Origin of the sequence: Bacteroides propionicigenes (genome assembly GCF_018390535.1) — a bacterium.
Lineage (GTDB): Bacteria > Bacteroidota > Bacteroidia > Bacteroidales > Bacteroidaceae > Bacteroides > Bacteroides propionicigenes.
Genome location: NZ_JAHBBW010000004.1, coordinates 30,455 through 47,915, shown reverse-complemented (window position 1 = coordinate 47,915; position 17,461 = coordinate 30,455). Strand labels below are relative to the sequence as shown.

Annotated in this window: 13 protein-coding genes; 7 read left to right on the top strand and 6 right to left on the bottom strand. The window is 48.0% G+C overall.

The annotated features are described in order from the left end of the window. Window positions 1-3: 3 nt before the first annotated feature. Window positions 4-1,605, bottom strand: a complete 1,602-nt coding sequence (locus tag KG118_RS07005; RefSeq protein ID WP_117711741.1) for a sensor histidine kinase — start codon at window positions 1,603-1,605, stop codon at window positions 4-6. A gap of 182 nt (window positions 1,606-1,787) precedes the next feature. Here KG118_RS07005 and KG118_RS07000 point away from each other — a divergent pair, with 182 nt between their 5' ends. Both KG118_RS07000 and KG118_RS06995 read left to right on the top strand, forming a co-directional pair. Beyond that, entirely contained in the window at window positions 1,788-3,953 is a 2,166-nt protein-coding gene (locus KG118_RS07000; protein WP_117712004.1) for an outer membrane beta-barrel family protein, read from the top strand. 650 nt (window positions 3,954-4,603) lie between these two features. Beyond that, window positions 4,604-6,274, top strand: coding sequence for a formate--tetrahydrofolate ligase (locus KG118_RS06995; RefSeq protein WP_117712003.1), 1,671 nt, complete (start codon window positions 4,604-4,606; stop codon window positions 6,272-6,274). Window positions 6,275-6,532: 258 nt separating this feature from the next. Here the strand turns inward: KG118_RS06995 and glyA are convergent, their stop codons facing one another. The 5 genes from glyA to pyrB form a co-directional block, all read right to left on the bottom strand. Next, window positions 6,533-7,813: a serine hydroxymethyltransferase gene (gene glyA, locus KG118_RS06990; protein ID WP_117711740.1), complete on the bottom strand. Its 1,281-nt coding sequence runs from the start codon at window positions 7,811-7,813 to the stop codon at window positions 6,533-6,535. A gap of 103 nt (window positions 7,814-7,916) precedes the next feature. Beyond that, on the bottom strand, window positions 7,917-8,696 hold the full coding sequence (locus KG118_RS06985; RefSeq protein ID WP_117711739.1) for a porin family protein: 780 nt from the start codon (window positions 8,694-8,696) through the stop codon (window positions 7,917-7,919). A gap of 47 nt (window positions 8,697-8,743) precedes the next feature. After that, window positions 8,744-9,310, bottom strand: a complete 567-nt coding sequence (locus KG118_RS06980) for a flavin reductase family protein (RefSeq protein ID WP_117711738.1) — start codon at window positions 9,308-9,310, stop codon at window positions 8,744-8,746. Window positions 9,311-9,318: 8 nt separating this feature from the next. Continuing rightward, complete coding sequence (gene pyrI, locus KG118_RS06975) at window positions 9,319-9,780, bottom strand: aspartate carbamoyltransferase regulatory subunit (RefSeq protein WP_117711737.1); 462 nt, start codon at window positions 9,778-9,780, stop codon at window positions 9,319-9,321. Window positions 9,781-9,835: 55 nt separating this feature from the next. Continuing rightward, a complete protein-coding gene (gene pyrB / locus KG118_RS06970) occupies window positions 9,836-10,774 on the bottom strand; it encodes an aspartate carbamoyltransferase (protein ID WP_117711736.1) in 939 nt (312 codons plus the stop codon). A 585-nt stretch (window positions 10,775-11,359) separates the two neighbouring features. Between pyrB and KG118_RS06965 the strand changes: the two genes are divergently transcribed. From KG118_RS06965 to KG118_RS06945, 5 genes are all read left to right on the top strand, one after another. Further along, window positions 11,360-13,681 carry a transglycosylase domain-containing protein gene (locus KG118_RS06965; RefSeq protein ID WP_117712001.1) on the top strand — a complete coding sequence of 774 codons (2,322 nt, stop codon included), beginning with the start codon at window positions 11,360-11,362 and terminating at the stop codon, window positions 13,679-13,681. Window positions 13,682-13,704: 23 nt separating this feature from the next. After that, on the top strand, window positions 13,705-14,079 hold the full coding sequence (locus KG118_RS06960; RefSeq protein ID WP_117711735.1) for a 2-amino-4-hydroxy-6-hydroxymethyldihydropteridine diphosphokinase: 375 nt from the start codon (window positions 13,705-13,707) through the stop codon (window positions 14,077-14,079). A gap of 47 nt (window positions 14,080-14,126) precedes the next feature. After that, window positions 14,127-14,885 (top strand): 3-deoxy-manno-octulosonate cytidylyltransferase, encoded by a 759-nt coding sequence (gene kdsB / locus KG118_RS06955; protein ID WP_117711734.1) that lies wholly within the window; start codon window positions 14,127-14,129, stop codon window positions 14,883-14,885. Window positions 14,886-14,899: 14 nt separating this feature from the next. Further along, complete coding sequence (locus tag KG118_RS06950) at window positions 14,900-16,192, top strand: M16 family metallopeptidase (RefSeq protein ID WP_117711733.1); 1,293 nt, start codon at window positions 14,900-14,902, stop codon at window positions 16,190-16,192. A 79-nt stretch (window positions 16,193-16,271) separates the two neighbouring features. Further along, window positions 16,272-17,429 (top strand): MORN repeat-containing protein, encoded by a 1,158-nt coding sequence (locus tag KG118_RS06945; protein WP_117711732.1) that lies wholly within the window; start codon window positions 16,272-16,274, stop codon window positions 17,427-17,429. Window positions 17,430-17,461 lie beyond the last annotated feature (32 nt).

The following is a 17,461-nucleotide window of genomic DNA, read 5'->3' as shown; positions in this document are numbered from 1 at the left end:
CGTTTATTTGTTTAATTTTACAATAAAAGTGCTTCCTTTGCCCGGTTCGCTCTTCACGGAAACGCTTCCTCCATGTTTTTCGGTCATGGTCTTGACATAGAACAGACCGAGCCCGTAACCTTTCACATTGTGCAGATTGCCGGTGGGGACGCGGTAGAACTTATCGAATATATGTTTCTGTTTCTCGGAGTCAATGCCGATTCCACGGTCGCTGATAGCGATTTCAACGAGTTCTCCTTGTTCCGCAGAACAGGTTTGGCGACAGCGGATGTTCACTTCCGCTTCTTCGGGGGAGTATTTTATGGCATTGTCAATCAGGTTGCTGATGATATTGCTGAAATGGGTACGGTCTGCGGTGAGGGTAAGTCCTGAGGGTTCGATATCCATCGATATATGTACGGGCTTTTCCGACTTCAGTTTATGCTGTTCGATGAGCGGTTCGAGAATGCCTTCTATGGACAGTACCTCCGGATGCAAGCGGAACGTCTTGCGGCGTTCCATACTCATGGAAAGAATCTGTTCTACCAGTCCGCTGAGTCGTTGCAGCTGTTCCTGACAGATACGCAGATATTTGTCGCGTTGTATCTTTTCTTCCGCTTGGTTAAAGTTCAGCAAAGCATCGTTGGCTGCATAGGCAACGGCGATAGGGGTTTTCAGTTCATGGGTGATGTTGTTGGTGAAGTCGCTTTTCATTTCCTCGAGTGTCTTTTGCCGCAAGATAGTTCGGATGAGTACCCAAAATGCAAAAACAAGAATAATAAGGATTACGAATGAGGTAGCGAGAATTCCCGACATTTGTTTCAATACCAACTGTGTGACGGGTTCTATCCAAAGGCGGTAACTTTGGTGGGTATTGAGGTCGAAAGCATAGTTGTATTGTTTGGCTTCGGAGCTGGGAATGTATCCGGCGGTACCGGCAACGGCAAGTGTGTCCACGAATGCGTAAGACGATTCCCGGTCGCTCGTGTAAATGTGCTCCAAGCGGTGGGGAAGTGTGATACCTCGCTCTTTCAGTTGCAGGGTCAGCAGGCTGTCATATACAAGGACATCGGGATCGGAAATAATGTCCAGACCGGAATGCAGACCTCGTTGGAAGTATATGGCGAGTTCCAGCATGCTGTTTTGGTCACGTAGAATTACATCCAGTCCGTCTTTGGCTATCAAGGCAGCCCGGGGTGAGTTGTCGGAGTCCGAGGCTGCAGTGTCATCGCGGGTGATAATAGCTTGTACAGAAGAATTGTCCGAGATATTCATCGAAATGGTATCACTCTTTTGATGAATGACCTGTTGGGTGGTGGTTTCTTCTTTCCGGCCGTTGCGGTCTATACTGGTGCTACTGCGTACATAGGTTTTGTTTTGCGTTCCGTCTTTCTCGAATCCGGCGGATACGCTCACTTCTCCATGGTCTGTATTGTCCTTACGCATCCTTTCCACGCGCAGCATCATCTCGTTGTAGTCACTCATGCGCATGGCTTCTATAACATTACGTTCCAAATCATCGCGCATGGTACGGTACAATCCGCCGAGCCAATAGGCCTGATAGGAGAAGATACCCGCCAAAGACAGGATAACGAGTACGGCAATATATTTCAGAGGCAGTTTCATAATGATTCCTTTATGCTTATGCAGGCAAATATAAGGAGTTATATCGTGTGCTGTATCATGTGGTAAGACTAAATAACACTTCCGATAACAGTAGATAACACTTGGTAAGCCGATGATAACACAGGGTTACGCAGCTAATGCCGTACTTTGCAGAGGTCAATACAAAATATAATATGAAACATATGAAACGGTTCTATTTATTATCAGTAATCTGCCTGACAGGCATCAGTCTTTTCGCCCAAGAAAACACCGGCGCAGAACGTACTCTCAGTGCAGACAGTATTATAACCTCGGATGCACGTTTGGACAGCATTTACCAGAGCCTTCCCGAAGTAATGATTACCGGCGAACGTCCCGTTGTGAAAGCATCGCAGGGCAAACTGGTTTACGATTTGCCTCGCCTTATCCGCGACCTGCCTGTGGACAACGCCTATGATGCCGTAAAGGAGCTTCCCGGTGTAACCGAGATGAACGGCGCTTTACAACTGGCAGGGCAGGGCGTCACCGTCATTCTGAATGGAAAAGTTACAACTCTCAGCATCGAACAGCTTTATTCATTACTGCGGAGTATCCCCGCAAGCCGGATAGAAAAAGCCGAAGTTATGTATAACGCACCTGCCCGCTACCAAGTGCGTGGCGCCCTTATCAATGTACATTTGAAGCAAACTTCGGACGGTCCTTCTTCTTGGCAAGGCGAACTCTATGCCAAATACCATCAGAAGTATTACGAAAACTTTGAAGAACGCGCCAGCCTTTTATATAACGGAAATAAATTCTCGGCAGATTTTCTTTACTCGCACAAACACGGCCGTACTTACAATACGACGGACAAAGATGCTGTGCACACTTTAGCGGATGGCTCGGTGCATCCAATGACAACCGATGAGGTGCGCCGCGGCCGCTCGCATACGCATAGTTTCCGGGTGGGAGCCGATTACAATATCGCTAAGGAGCATCAGTTGAGTTTTGTCTATAACGGAAACTATACAACGTTTCACAACCGGATGAACATCTTCGGTTCGCAGCAGTCCACTACCTTTAGCAACAGCACCGACTGGCTTCACAACGGACGCTTGGACTATCGCACTCCTTTCGGTCTGAAGGCGGGTGTTGAGCTTACTTATTACCGTTCTCCGTCCGACCAGTTGCTGCACAGCCGTTTGTTGGATAGTGATGAACTTGATTTCTTTACACAAGACTGTCAGCGCATCAATCGTTGGAAGATGTTTTTGGCACAGGAGCACAACTTGGGTAAGGGCTGGGCACTGAACTATGGAGTGGTCTATACCACCAGCACAGACAACAGTTACCAATATTATTATAATCCGGAGACAGGAGAACAGTTTGGCAATACAGATGCAACGTCATCGGCAACGGATGAAAATACCGGCGCCAATCTTAGCGGCATGAAGTCCCGCAAGCGGGAAGAGACGCTGAACATCTATACCAGTTTCAGTAAGAGTTTCGGCGACAAGCTCTCACTGGATGCTTCCTTGGCCATAGAACGCTATAAGTCACCTGTTTGGAATCAGTGGGATTGGTATCCTACCATCAACCTCAATTATATGCCTGCCCCCGGACATATCCTGCAACTTGCTCTAAGCAGCGATAAGGACTATCCTGACTATTGGGCTGTGCAGGATGCCATTTCTTATCTTGGCGGCGGATATTCCGAGATTCACGGTAATCCTCTGTTGAAGCCTGCGCAAAGTTACGAGTTTAAAATGAACTACGTTTTGAAAGGAAAATATATCTTCAGCGCTTGGCTCAACCACACTAAAGACTACTCGACGCAGACGCTTTACCAATCCTCGCAACGGTTGGTTGAGATTTATAAATATATGAATTTTGACTATCAACAACAAGCTGGTATACAGGCATCCGTACCATTTAAGATAAAGAATTGGTTGAACTCTCGTCTGACGCTCATCGGGATATGGCATCACGAGAAAGACAATGATTTTTGGGATATTCCTTTCAATCGCAAGCAATGTTACGGCATAGCGCAAATGAATAATACTTTCACCCTTTCCACCCGGCCCGATTTGAAGCTGACCGTTACCGGATTTGTACATAGCAAGGCCATTCAGGGAATTTACGACCTGCCTACTTCCGGCAATGTGAATGCCGCCTTGCGTTATGGCTTTGCTAATGGAAAAGCGATACTGAACTTGTATTGCAACGATATATTTGAAACCGGACAAATCTCTCCACGTATCCGCTTCCTGACACAGAACGTAACCAATCATTATTCTTGCTTCCGTGAATTGGGCGTGTCGTTCACATATAAGTTTGGCGGTTATAAAGAAAAACAAAGGGAAGGGGTGGATACGTCGCGGTTTAAATAATGATGTGCCAGTCAATTAATGATTAATTAATTAATTAATGATAAGTATTAGTTGGTAATTAGTTTATATCAAGGGTATCTGTCATTCAGAGCGGAGCGAAGAATCTCCTCTCCCTATATTTGAGAGAAGAGGTTCTTCGCTCCGCTCTGAATGACAGATAGTACAAGTTGATTATACCTGTTTTTTTATGCCAATCAATTTATAACATAGTAATCAATTCATAACATAGTGATCAATTTATGACATGATAATTAGTTTATGATTTGAAAAAGACCTAAGGCTGAAAGCCTTTTATCATATAGCCCGGGGTAACACCCCGGGGGTATGCATATGATTAACATTGCGCCCTGTAAGGGCAAAATCTGTGAATATTGATGTTTTGCCCTTACAGGGCACAAAATATTTGGGGACAAAATGTCCCCGGGGTGTTACCCCGGGCTATATGATAAAAGGCTTTCAGCCTTAGGTTATCCCATTAATCCCTAATAATTTTATCCAATCTAATAATCTCATCCAATAACCTAATCTAACCTGATAACTTAATAAACTACTGTTTTACTAAATTCTTTGTATATACCTGTATTTTCCCTTCTTTTTTGTACTTTTGCAACTTTCAAAAATCAAAGTTGTTATTTAAAGAAAAGCCCTATATGAAATCAGACATTGAAATAGCGCGCAGCATAGAACTGAAAAAGATAAAGCAGGTTGCTGAAAGTGTGGGTATTCCTCGTGAAGAAGTAGAAAACTACGGCCGTTACATCGCTAAGATTCCCGAACAGCTGATTGACGAAGAGAAAGTAAAACAAAGTAACCTGATTCTTGTAACCGCTATCACGGCTACGAAGGCAGGCATTGGTAAGACCACCGTTTCTATCGGTCTGGCATTGGGGCTCAATAAGATTGGAAAGAAGGCGATTGTAGCTTTGCGTGAACCCTCGCTCGGTCCGTGCTTCGGTATGAAGGGAGGAGCGGCGGGAGGCGGCTATGCACAGGTGCTTCCAATGGAGAAAATAAATTTACATTTCACAGGAGATTTCCATGCTATCACTTCCGCTCACAACATGATTTCAGCTTTGCTGGACAATTATATTTACCAGCATCAGGCAGATGGCTTCGGTCTGAAAGAAATTATCTGGCGGCGTGTGCTCGATGTAAACGACCGTTCTTTGCGCAGCATTGTTACCGGCCTCGGACCGCGCACTAACGGGGTCACTATGGAGTCCGGCTTCGATATTACGCCCGCATCGGAGATTATGGCAATCCTTTGCCTCGCAAAAGATACGGAAGACCTTCGCAGGCGTATTGAAAACATTATACTGGGCTTTGATTTTGACGGCAAACCATTCACAGTAAAAGACTTAGGAGTTGCCGGTGCCATCACCGTATTACTGAAGGACGCTATTCATCCCAACTTGGTACAAACTACCGAAGGGACAGCCGCTTTTGTTCATGGCGGTCCGTTCGCCAATATTGCACATGGCTGCAACTCCATTCTCGCCACCAAAATGGCAATGACATTTGGCGACTATGTAGTGACGGAAGCCGGCTTCGGTGCAGACTTGGGAGCGGAGAAGTTCTATAACATCAAATGCCGCAAGAGCGGTTTGCAACCCAAGCTGACTGTCATCGTTGCCACTGCACAAGGATTGAAAATGCACGGTGGCGTCAGTCTCGACCGCATCAAGGAACCGAATATGGAAGGTCTGAAAGAGGGTTTTGGTAATCTTGACAAACATATTCGTAACCTGCGCTATTTCGGGCAGACCGTTGTTGTTGCTTTCAACCGTTTTGCCAGCGATACGGATGAAGAAGTGGAAGCCATCCGCCGTCATTGCGAAGAAGATTTGAAAGTGGGCTTTGCCATCAACAATGCTTTTGCCGAGGGTGGGGAAGGCGCTATCGATTTGGCTAACCTTGTAGTAGACACGATTGAAAAGAAACCTTCCGCTCCGCTGCAATACACCTACGAAGAAAACGATAGCGTGCAGCAGAAGATAGAGAAGGTGGCTTGCAACCTTTATGGAGCAAGTGTGGTGACTTACAGCAGCGCTTCGCGCAAGATGATGAAGCTCATCGAAGAAATGGGCATTGCACATTACCCCATCTGCATAGCCAAGACGCAATATTCTTTCTCTGCCGACCCTAAGATATACGGAGCGGTCAATAATTTCGAGTTCCACATCAAAGACATCGTTATCAACAACGGTGCGGAAATGCTTGTAGCCATTGCCGGTGAGATACTCCGGATGCCGGGCTTGCCCAAAGTTCCGCAGGCAGAGCATATCGACATAGTGGACGGCAACATAGAGGGACTTTCTTGAAATTGAATGAAGAACCACTGAAATGAAGAACCACTGAAATGAAGAATTAAGAATGAAGAATGAAGAATTGGGAGTGATGAATTAAGAGTAAAGGATTAAGAATAAAAGGAGATAGGCTGCGTAATGTTCGTTTTGAACTACGCAGCCTATCTCCTTTTTATTCTTAATTGTAGAAACTTATATATTCCTCAATTCTTCATTCTTCATTCTTAATTCTTCATTTCAGCGGTTCTTCATTCATTTAGCCCTTCCTTTGTTTTAGTAGGCGAACAGCGGGTATTCCTTCATCTTGGCATTCACGCGTGCGCGAACGTCTGCGATGACCTGTTCGTTTTCTACATTGGAGAGAACGGTTTCAATCATTTCAGCGATTTCCAGCATTAAATCTTCTTTTGCGCCGCGGGTTGTGATGGCGGGAGTACCCAGACGGATACCGGAAGTCTGGAATGCAGAGCGGCTGTCGAACGGAACCATATTCTTGTTGACAGTGATGTCTGCGGACACCAATGCTTTTTCGGCTACTTTACCTGTCAAGTCAGGATATTTGCTGCGGAGGTCTACCAGCATGGAGTGGTTGTCCGTACCGCCGGAAACGATTGTAAAGCCGCGGTCCATCAAGGCTTGTGCCAATGTAGCGGCATTCTTCTTCACTTGCTTGGCGTATTCTTTCCATTCCGGTTGCAGAATTTCACCGAAGGCAACGGCTTTTGCTGCGATGACATGTTCCAGCGGACCGCCTTGAATACCGGGGAATACGGCAGAGTCGAGCAATTGAGACATCATCTTGATTTCGCCTTTCGGAGTTTTCTTGCCCCATGGGTTGGGGAAGTCCTTACCCATCATGATAACACCGCCGCGAGGGCCGCGCAGGGTTTTGTGGGTGGTAGAAGTTACGATATGGGCATATTTCACAGGGTTATCCAGTTCGCCGGCGGCAATCAGCCCGGCAGGGTGTGCCATGTCAATCATCAGGATAGCGCCTATCTTGTCGGCAATTTCGCGCATACGTTTGTAGTCCCATTCGCGTGAATAGGCAGAACCGCCGCCGATAATCATTTTCGGTTTTTCGCGCAGTGCCACTTCTTCCATTTGGTCGTAGTCCACGCGTCCGGTTTCTTTATTAAGGTTGTATTCGCAGGGGGTGTAGATAATACCGGAAGTATTAACCAATGAGCCGTGAGAGAGGTGGCCGCCATGCGCAAGGTTCAAGCCCATGAATTTGTCACCCGGATTCAGCACTGCGAGGAATACGGCTGCATTGGCCTGTGCACCCGAGTGCGGCTGTACGTTAGCCCATTCTGCGCCGAAAATTTCTTTCAGGCGGTCAATGGCAATCTGTTCGCTTTGGTCTACAACTTCGCAACCGCCGTAGTAGCGTTTGCCGGGATAGCCTTCTGCATACTTGTTGGTGAGGCAGGAGCCCATTGCCTGCATAACTTGGTCACTTACGAAGTTCTCTGATGCAATCAGTTCAATGCCTTTGAGCTGACGTTGATGTTCTTTTTCGATGATGTCGAAAATTAAATCGTCTCTTTTCATTCTTGCTTATTAGATAAGTTTGATAATTCTGTGTTCTCTTATTAAGCGCACAAATTTAAAGGAAATAAATGAATAAACTGTAAGAAAAGTGAGAAATTTCCTATCAAAAGAACACTCCCAGCGAAAAGCTGAGCACATTATCCCGCCTGTGGAATCGTATTTGGTTGGCAAGGGGGGCTTCTTCGCCGGCACTCTCGTCGTAGATGGGCTTGTAGCTGATGCGTTTGGAGATGTTGTGCAGTCCGATGTCGTACCGGAAATCGAAGAAAACGCGGGAAATGGTTACGGCAACGCCGGCGGTGAAGCTGACGTTCAGCGGGTAGAGTTCTTCTTCAATATCCCGTTGGTCGAAATTATCAAAAGTAACCTTGCTTTGCTTGTCCCATATGTAGCGTATTTTCGGGCCGCCGAATACGGCAAGGCTGTAAGGCCCTTCTTTGATGATGTTGTAGCCGTAGATTACGGGAATCTCGAAACTGTGGATAGAGGAGGTGATGGATGCCATTTCGGGCACGCTGTTTTCGGGTGCGTCCTCCGGCAGCGGCTTTTCAAAGGTGATGTTGCAGCGGTTGATTGTATAAGACAGTTCCGGTTGCAGGAAATGGCGTTTGAAGTTTATCCGCATAAAGAACGAGCCGAAAAAGCCTATCTTGTAGTTGTTCTGCACTTCGTTGATGACAGTGCCGTTAAGCACTAAGTCCGACACGAGGAAAAGCGAGGAGGTGAAGCCGCCTTTGACACCGAAGTTCACCCGTCGGTCATGGCGGTGGGTGTGTTGGGGCTGTTCCGGTTCTTCCGTTCCGGGCACAAAGGGGAGTTGCCCCCACATGGCTGTGGAGAAAGCCAGTAGGCAAAACCCGAAAAGCAATCCTCTTTTTCCCATATTTGTTTTTGAATAATTAATGTAATGATACGCTTGGGTGTATCTTATCATTTTTTCTTCTCTACCGACCAGCCGAATTTTCCGATTTTCTCTCCCAATTCATAATAGCCTCCATGCACATAGACCAACAGGTTGGACTCTGCCAGTTCCAGTTTTCCGGTTTCCGTGTTCAGGTGGGAGGTGTCGGCACGCACATTCACCACGTCGGCTATGAACATATCGTGCGAGCCCAAGGCTACGATTTCCTTCACCCGGCACTCAATGCACAAGGGAGACTCCTCTATGAGCGGAGCGCTGACAACGGTACTCTTGCCGGGCGTCAGCTTCATCTCCTCGAATTTATTGTAATTCTTGCCCGAACGTACGCCGCACCAGTCGGTGGCACGTGCCATGTCTTTGGTTGTCAGGTTGATGACAAACTCCATGTTGCGCTTGATGATGTCGTAGGAGTGGCGTTCCGGACGTACGGAGATATAGCACATAGGCGGGTTCGTGCAAAGCGTTCCCGTCCATGCGACAGTCAGTATGTTGTATTCTTCCGGTGTGCTCCCGCAGCTCACCAGCACGGCGGGGAGCGGATAAATCATGGTTCCCGGTTTCCAGTCTTCTTTCATGAAATCGCTCAAATTATCTCTATTTCTTCTCTTTTCTGTTCTTTCTCGCAATAGTGGCATTTGATGACGCAATTATCCTTGTCTACCACATGAAACAGGGTGGGCATCGGCTCGTTGTTGGTGATGCACTTGGGATTGGCGCACTTCACGATGCCGCATAATTCGTCGGGCAGGTTCACTTCGCGTTTTTCCACCACTTCGTAGTCGCGGATAATATTCAGTTTGACGTTGGGGGCAACTACGGCGATGCGGTTGATTTCCTCGTCACAGAAGAACTTGTCCGCTATTTTGATGATACCCTTTGTTCCCAGCTTCTTGCTCTTGAGGTTGAAGCCGATTGTGATGTTGTTGCTCATCTGTTCCAGTCCGAGAAGCGACACCACTGTAAACAGCTTTTCGGAAGGTATATGGTCGATAACAGTGCCGTTTTCTAATGCGGCAACCTGTAATTCTTGCTTTTTCTCGCTCATGTGTGATTGATGTATAAAGTGTAAAATTAGAAGTATGAAGTTTGAAAAAACACACTTATTTCCCGTCTCTTCTCACGTCGTCCAGCGTAATGCCGAGCACATCGCACAGGATGGCTTCGCGGGCATAGAGTCCGTTTTGCGCCTGTTGAAAATAGTAGGCTTTGGGGCTGTCGTCCACGTCGAGCGCTATCTCGTTGACGCGGGGCAGCGGATGAAGGATGCGCAGGTTGGGACGGGTGTGTTCCAGCATCTTGTTGCGCAGGATGTAGATGTTCTTTACACGTTCGTACTCCATGAGGTCGGTGAAGCGTTCGCGCTGCACACGGGTCATGTAGAGGATGTCTGCATCGGCTATTACTTCTTCGGTGAAGTCGGTGTGTTCCACGAACTTGATGCCGTGTTCGCGGCAATAAATCTTGTACTCTTCCGGCATTTTCAGCTCTTCGGGAGCGATGAAATGGAATGTGGGGTTGAAGTGCCGCATTGCCATCAGCAGGGAGTGCACGGTGCGGCCGTATTTCAGGTCACCCACGAGGTAGATGTTCAGGTTTTCCAGTGTGCCTTGTGTCTTGTAGATGGAGTAGAGGTCGAGCATCGTTTGCGAAGGATGCTGGTTGGCTCCGTCTCCGGCATTGACGATGGGCACTGCGGTTACTTCGCTGGCATAGCGTGCCGCCCCTTCCAGATAGTGGCGCATCACGATGATATCGGCATAATTGCTCACCATTTTGATGGTGTCTTTCAGTGTTTCGCCTTTGGACGAACTGGTGGCTTTAGGGTCGCTAAAACCGATGACGCGTGCCCCGAGACGGTTGGCGGCAGTTTCAAAACTTAAGCGGGTACGGGTGGACGGCTCGAAAAATAGGGTGGCGACAACTTTCTCATCAAGCAGATGCCTGTTGGGCTTTGCCTCAAACTCTTTCGCCATTTCGAGCATGTAGAGGATTTTTTCCTTGCTGTGTTCGGCGATAGTGACTAAACTTCTGTTTTCCATATCGTTGATATTCTTTTTACTTTTCGAGAGTGTAAAGGTACGAAAAAGATGTGGCGCACGAAAATGTGAGAGGACTTTTTTGAGATAAAAATGCTCGTTGCCGCCAATGACGCACCTTGCCGTCCGAAAGCACGCACCTCGTCAACCGAGACCACGCAGTTCGTATGATTCGGCGTGCGTGGTCGGGCTTCGCGAGGTGTGTACTTTCGGGTGATGAGGTGCGTGCTTTCGGACGATGAACTGCGTGCTTTCCCGAGGAGAAAAAAGCGGCGGCAACAGCAGCGTTTTTTCTTTCTTTCTTTTATGTTGCTGCTGTTATATAAATATAATATATACTTTTTTATACGGAAAAATGGCTTATTGGTTTGGTTGTTAGTTGATTAACGTGTGTTAATTAACTCAATTTTGTTCACTGAAACGGCAGTTCCGTGAACAAAAACGACAAAAAATGGTCAAAAATGTTCAGCGAACTGCGCTTTCCGAACCTAAAAAAAGACGAAAAAAGCGGGAATGTTTGAGTGTATATACATTATATTTCCGTACCTTTGTCCTATTATTATAATCACAGAAATTGTTGAACCGGACATGATAAAAAAAGTCGTAAAAGTCCTTTGGATTTTCATAGCACTGATAGCACTGGCATGCGTTATTATTTTCTTCTCGATAGCAAAAGGTTGGATTGGCTATATGCCTCCCGTTGAAGACCTGGAAAATCCCAATTATAAATTTGCAACGGAAATCTTCTCGGAAGACGGAAAGGTTCTGGGCACTTATTCCTATAGTAAGGAGAATCGTGTGTTCGTGGGATATAACGACCTGTCTCCCCACATCATCAATGCGCTGATTGCAACGGAGGACGTGCGCTTTGCCGAACATTCGGGCATCGATGCCATTGCCCTGTTCCGCGCTGTGGTGAAGCGTGGCATCCTGATGCAGAAGAACGCCGGCGGAGGAAGTACCATCAGCCAGCAGCTTTCCAAGCAGCTGTATTCGCCGAGCGCCGATAACATAATGGAACGTCTGTTCCAGAAACCCATCGAATGGGTTATCGCCGTAAAGCTGGAACGCTATTACACCAAAGAGGAGATTCTTACGATGTATCTCAATAAGTTCGACTTCCTGAATAATGCGGTCGGCATAAAGACTGCCGCCTACACTTACTTCGGTTGCGAGCCGAAGGACCTGAAGATAGAGGAAGCCGCCACGCTGGTGGGCATGTGCAAGAATCCGTCCCTTTACAATCCGGTGCGCTACAATGAACGTTCGCGCGGACGCCGCAACGTGGTGCTCGACCAAATGCGCAAAGCCGGATATATCACCGTTGAGGAGCGTGACTCATTACAGGCGTTGCCCTTGAAACTTTCGTATCACCGTGTAGACCATAACGAAGGCCTCGCAACGTATTTCCGCGAATACCTGCGCGGCGTGTTGAATGCCAAGAAGCCCGATAAATCGGATTATCGCGGCTGGCAGATGCAGAAGTATTACGAGGATTCGCTCGACTGGGAAACCAATCCGCTCTACGGCTGGTGCGAAAAGAACACGAAGAAAGACGGAAGCAAGTACAACCTTTATACGGACGGGCTGAAAATCTATACCACGATTGACTCCCGTATGCAGAAATATGCGGAGGATGCCGTGACCGAGCATCTGAAGGAATTGCAGGGCTATTTCTTCAAAGAGAAGAAGGGAGCCAAGAAAGCGCCTTATACTTTCCGCCTGACTCAGGAACAGGTGGACGAGATTCTGGGACGTGCCATGAGACTGTCCGACCGTTACCGCATCATGAAGAATGCCGGGGCTTCCGAAGCCGAAATAAAGAAAGCGTTCAACACGCCCGAAGAAATGTCCGTTTTCAGTTGGAGCGGCGAGAAAGATACCGTGATGACTCCGATGGACTCCATACGCTATTATAAATTTTTCCTGCGTGCCGGATTCATGTCGATGGACCCGCGCAACGGCCATGTAAAAGCGTATGTGGGCGGCCCGAACCACCACTACTTCAAATATGACATGGCGATGGTGGGACGCCGCCAGATTGGCTCTACCATGAAACCCTATGTGTATTCGCTGGCTATGGAGAACGGGTTCTCTCCCTGCGACCAAGCCCGTCACGTGGAATATACGCTGATAGACGAAAACGGGACGCCTTGGACACCGCGCAACGCCAACAACAAGCGCTACGGCGAAATGGTGACGGTGAAGTGGGGCCTGGCTAATTCGGACAACTGGATAACGGCCTATCTGATGAGCAAGCTGAACCCCTACGAACTGAAACGTCTGGTGCACAGCTTCGGTGTGCGCAACCGCGAGATTGTACCTTCCGTATCCCTCTGTCTCGGCCCTTGCGAGATTTCCGTAGGCGAGATGGTGAGCGCGTACACCGCATTTCCCAATAAGGGTATCCGGGTTGCACCGCTGTTCGTAACCCGCATCGAGGATAACGACGGCAACGTGCTGGCTACATTCTCGCCGGAGATGCAGGAAGTAATCAGTGCATCCAGCGCCTACAAGATGCTGGTAATGCTGCGTGCCGTAATCAATGAAGGTACGGGCGGGCGTGTTCGCCGCCTGGGAGTAAAAGCCGATATGGGCGGCAAGACGGGTACTACCAATTATAATGCCGACGGCTGGTTCATGGGCTTCACGCCGTCACTGGTTTCCGGCTGCTGGGTAGGCGGTGAAGACCGTGATATCCACTTCGATACGATGCTTCACGGGCAAGGCGCCTCCATGGCATTGCCTATTTGGGCCAAATATATGGTGAAAGTGCTTGGCGACAAGTCTTTGGGATATGATGAGAACGAAACATTCCAACTGCCCGAAGGCTTTGACCCGTGTAAGGATAATGAATACGAGGAGACGGAGCCTGCATCGGAAATGGGGCTGGACGACCTGTTTAATTGAAAATGAGATTCGGAACTTAAAAAATGGTTTATACAATCTGCATCGGCAGCAATGAGCATAGGAAGGACAATTTGGCGCTGGCGCGTAAGAGGCTGTCAGAGCTGTTTCCGAATATCCGCTTTTCTGCAGAGGCGGACACGAAACCTTTGTTCTTCCGGCGGCAGGCATTGTTTGCCAATCAGGTGGCACGCTTCATGTCCGACTGTGATGCCGACAAAGTAATGCACCATCTGAAAGATATAGAACGGGAAGCCGGAAGGACTCCCGATGAAAAGAAACAGGAGATTGTCCGTCTTGATATAGACTTGCTTTCTTGCGACAGCCGGGTGTATAAGCCGGAGGATTTGAAACGGGACTATATCGTGCGCGGGCTGGAGGAACTGGACGAAAAAGCGTAGCCGGACCGTCTCCCGAATAATAACACAGTAAATAAAGTTTTGACGATATGAAATTTCTGGGAATAATCCCCGCCCGTTACGCATCTACGCGTTTCCCTGCCAAGCCTTTGGCTTTATTGGGCGGAAAAACCGTTATCCAACGGGTGTACGAACAAGTGGCGGGTGTTCTGGACGATGCTTATGTGGCAACCGATGACGAACGCATCGAAGCTGCCGTAAAGGCATTCGGCGGAAAAGTCGTAATGACATCCGTGCACCACAAAAGCGGTACGGACCGTTGCTACGAGGCTTGCACCAAAGTAGGGGAAGGGTTTGATGTAGTGGTGAACATTCAGGGTGACGAACCTTTTATACAGCCGTCTCAACTGGAGACTGTAAAGGCCTGTTTTAACGACCCGTCCACACAGATAGCCACTCTGGTAAAACCCTTCACCGCAGACAACGGCTTCGAGGCATTGGAGAACGTCAACTCTCCCAAAGTGGTGCTCAACAAGAATATGAATGCTCTCTACTTCAGCCGTTCCATCATTCCCTACCAGCGTAATGCGGAAAAACGCGAATGGCTGAAAAACCATACATACTACAAACACATCGGCTTGTATGCCTATCGCGTGGAAGTGCTGAAGGAGATAACCTCACTTCCCCAATCTTCATTGGAACTGGCGGAGTCACTGGAGCAATTGCGCTGGTTGGAGAACGGCTATACCATTAAGGCAGGTGTCACCGAAGTGGAGACGATAGGCATCGATACCCCGCAGGACTTGGAGCAGGCGGAACGCTTCTTGCAAGCCCGAAACGCCAAATGAATACCTGACTGACAATGCCTGTGGACAGAACCATCCAACCCGAAGTGAGGAATATAGAGCACTTGGCCGTACAGATGCCCCGACGCTCTGTCATGCCCAATGGCGTATCTCTGAATGTGCTCGATTCCGGTGATAATGAAGTGGTGCGCATCGACTTGCTGATGGAGGGCGGACGCTGGCAACAGTCCCGGCCCCTGCAAGCTCTGTTCACCAACCGTATGCTGCGTGAAGGGACACGCCGGTACAATGCTTTGCACATAGCGGAGAAGCTGGATTATTACGGCGCATGGTTGGAATTGTCCATCGCATCGGAATATGCCTACATCACGCTCTATTCACTGAATAAATATCTGCCGCAGACGTTGGAGATACTGGAGTCTATCGTAAAAGAGCCTGTATTTCCGGAGAAGGAGTTGGGCATTATTGTAGACAATAATATACAGCAATTCTTGGTCAATTCGTCCAAAGTGGACTTCTTGGCCCACCGGGCATTGATGGAGGCGGTGTATGGCAAGGAGCATCCTTGCGGACGGCTGGTGCAGAAGGACGATTACGGACGGATAAACCCGGCTGTGTTGCAGGAGTTCTACGACCGCCACTACCATTCATGCAACTGCACGATTTATGTGTCCGGCAAAGTGAGCGATGATTGCATCCGGCGGATAGAAGACTTGTTCGGCAAGGAAGCGTTCGGCAGGGATTTCCGCAAACCGGAGAAGAAAGATTTTATCCCGGCTTCATCTGCGGACAAACGGATTTTTGTGGAGTATGCGGATGCCATGCAGAGTGCAGTCCGCATGGGCACGCTCTCTTTGGAACGCAACCATCCCGATTACCTGAAGACGCGGGTAATGGTGACGTTGTTCGGCGGATACTTCGGAAGCCGCCTGATGTCCAACATCCGCGAAGAGAAAGGCTATACCTATGGCATTTCCGCAGGCATCGTCCCGTATCCGGGAAAGGGGATGCTGGTTGTCAATACGGAAACGGCAAACGAGTTTGTAGAACCTCTCATTCAGGAGGTTTACCATGAAATAGACCGCCTGCAGAATGAGTTGGTGCCGGAAGACGAACTCTCTATGGTAAAGAATTATATGCTGGGCGAGATGTGCCGCAGCTATGAATCGGCATTCTCACTGGCAGATGCGTGGATATTCGTCCAAGTTTCCGGTTTTGGGGACACTCACTTTGAGGATGCCCTGAATGCGGTTAAGGAGATTACCCCCGAAGATATACGCGAACTTGCCGGACGGCATTTGTGCAAAGAGAAATTAAAAGAAGTCATATCCGGCAAAAAAATGTCATAAAAAGCGGAATGCGTCTCGTGGTTTTAGCAGATTAATCGTATCTTTGTCCAAATCCTAATCAAGTAATTTGTAACCAAAGATGAAATATCTATATACTGCAATCATTCTGTTATTCTTGTCACAGGGAAATGCCGCAGCCCAAGAAAAAAGCGGTTTCTTTGATAAAATAAAAGGGACTTTCTCATCGGAAATAAAAATAGGGACGCATACGTTTAAAGACGGTTCCGTATATACCGGCGAGATGAAAGGACGCAAACCCAACGGCAAAGGAAAAACGGTTTTCAAGAATGGCGATGTGTATGAAGGCGAGTACGTCAAAGGAAAACGAGAGGGATACGGAGTTTACACTTTTCCCGACGGCGAGAAATACGACGGCCAGTGGTTTCAAGACCAGCAACATGGCAGAGGAATCTATTATTTTATGAATAACAACCGTTACGACGGTATGTGGTATCAGGACTACCAACACGGTAAGGGTACCATGTACTATTATAACGGCGACCTGTACGAAGGTGACTGGGCAAACGACAAACGTGAAGGCGAAGGCACTTATACTTGGAAAAACGGTTCCAAATATATCGGTTCGTGGAAGGATGACAAGAAAAACGGAGAAGGCACATTAATATGGAATGACGGCTGCAAATACGACGGGCATTGGAAAAATGATGTCCGCGACGGCAAAGGCACGTTTGAATATGCCAATGGTGACAAGTACGTGGGCGACTGGAAAGAGGATATGCAGCATGGCAAGGGTATTTACTTCTTCCATACGGGCGATCGCTACGAGGGTTCTTATGTGCAGGGCGAACGTACGGGCGCAGGTATTTACTACCATGCGAGCGGTAATAAATATGTAGGAAACTTCAAGAACGGTATGCAGGACGGGCACGGTATATTTACGTGGGCAAGCGGTGCTGTATATGACGGTCAGTGGAAGGACAACCAACGCAACGGTTATGGCGTTTACAAATGGAACGTCGGTGACTCCTACGAAGGTGAATGGAAAGATAATAAATTCAATGGTCAAGGAACCCTGATTCTTACCGACGGCACAAAATACAAAGGTGGTTTTGTGAACGGACTGGAAGAGGGAAGCGGCGTACAGGAAGATAAGAACGGCAACCGCTACGAAGGCTTCTTCAAACAAGGCAAAAAGGATGGCCCGTTTGTAGAAACCGACAAGAATGGAAAGTTAGTGCGGAAGGGAACCTACAAAATGGGAAGATTGGAAAACTGAGAATTGAGAATTGAGAATAAAAAAAGAGAGAG

What these genes read in the sequence shown, in the direction of transcription:
- KG118_RS06945 (WP_117711732.1), top strand. Translation starts at nt 16,272, where the DNA reads ATGAAATATCTATATACTGCAATCATTCTGTTATTCTTGTCACAGGGA.
- glyA (WP_117711740.1), bottom strand. Translation starts at nt 7,813, where the DNA reads ATGAAAAGAGACGATTTAATTTTCGACATCATCGAAAAAGAACATCAA.
- KG118_RS06985 (WP_117711739.1), bottom strand. Translation starts at nt 8,696, where the DNA reads ATGGGAAAAAGAGGATTGCTTTTCGGGTTTTGCCTACTGGCTTTCTCC.
- pyrB (WP_117711736.1), bottom strand. Translation starts at nt 10,774, where the DNA reads ATGGAAAACAGAAGTTTAGTCACTATCGCCGAACACAGCAAGGAAAAA.
- KG118_RS06965 (WP_117712001.1), top strand. Translation starts at nt 11,360, where the DNA reads ATGATAAAAAAAGTCGTAAAAGTCCTTTGGATTTTCATAGCACTGATA.
- KG118_RS06950 (WP_117711733.1), top strand. Translation starts at nt 14,900, where the DNA reads ATGCCTGTGGACAGAACCATCCAACCCGAAGTGAGGAATATAGAGCAC.
- KG118_RS06980 (WP_117711738.1), bottom strand. Translation starts at nt 9,310, where the DNA reads ATGAAAGAAGACTGGAAACCGGGAACCATGATTTATCCGCTCCCCGCC.
- KG118_RS06995 (WP_117712003.1), top strand. Translation starts at nt 4,604, where the DNA reads ATGAAATCAGACATTGAAATAGCGCGCAGCATAGAACTGAAAAAGATA.
- pyrI (WP_117711737.1), bottom strand. Translation starts at nt 9,780, where the DNA reads ATGAGCGAGAAAAAGCAAGAATTACAGGTTGCCGCATTAGAAAACGGC.
- KG118_RS06960 (WP_117711735.1), top strand. Translation starts at nt 13,705, where the DNA reads ATGGTTTATACAATCTGCATCGGCAGCAATGAGCATAGGAAGGACAAT.
- KG118_RS07005 (WP_117711741.1), bottom strand. Translation starts at nt 1,605, where the DNA reads ATGAAACTGCCTCTGAAATATATTGCCGTACTCGTTATCCTGTCTTTG.
- kdsB (WP_117711734.1), top strand. Translation starts at nt 14,127, where the DNA reads ATGAAATTTCTGGGAATAATCCCCGCCCGTTACGCATCTACGCGTTTC.
- KG118_RS07000 (WP_117712004.1), top strand. Translation starts at nt 1,788, where the DNA reads ATGAAACGGTTCTATTTATTATCAGTAATCTGCCTGACAGGCATCAGT.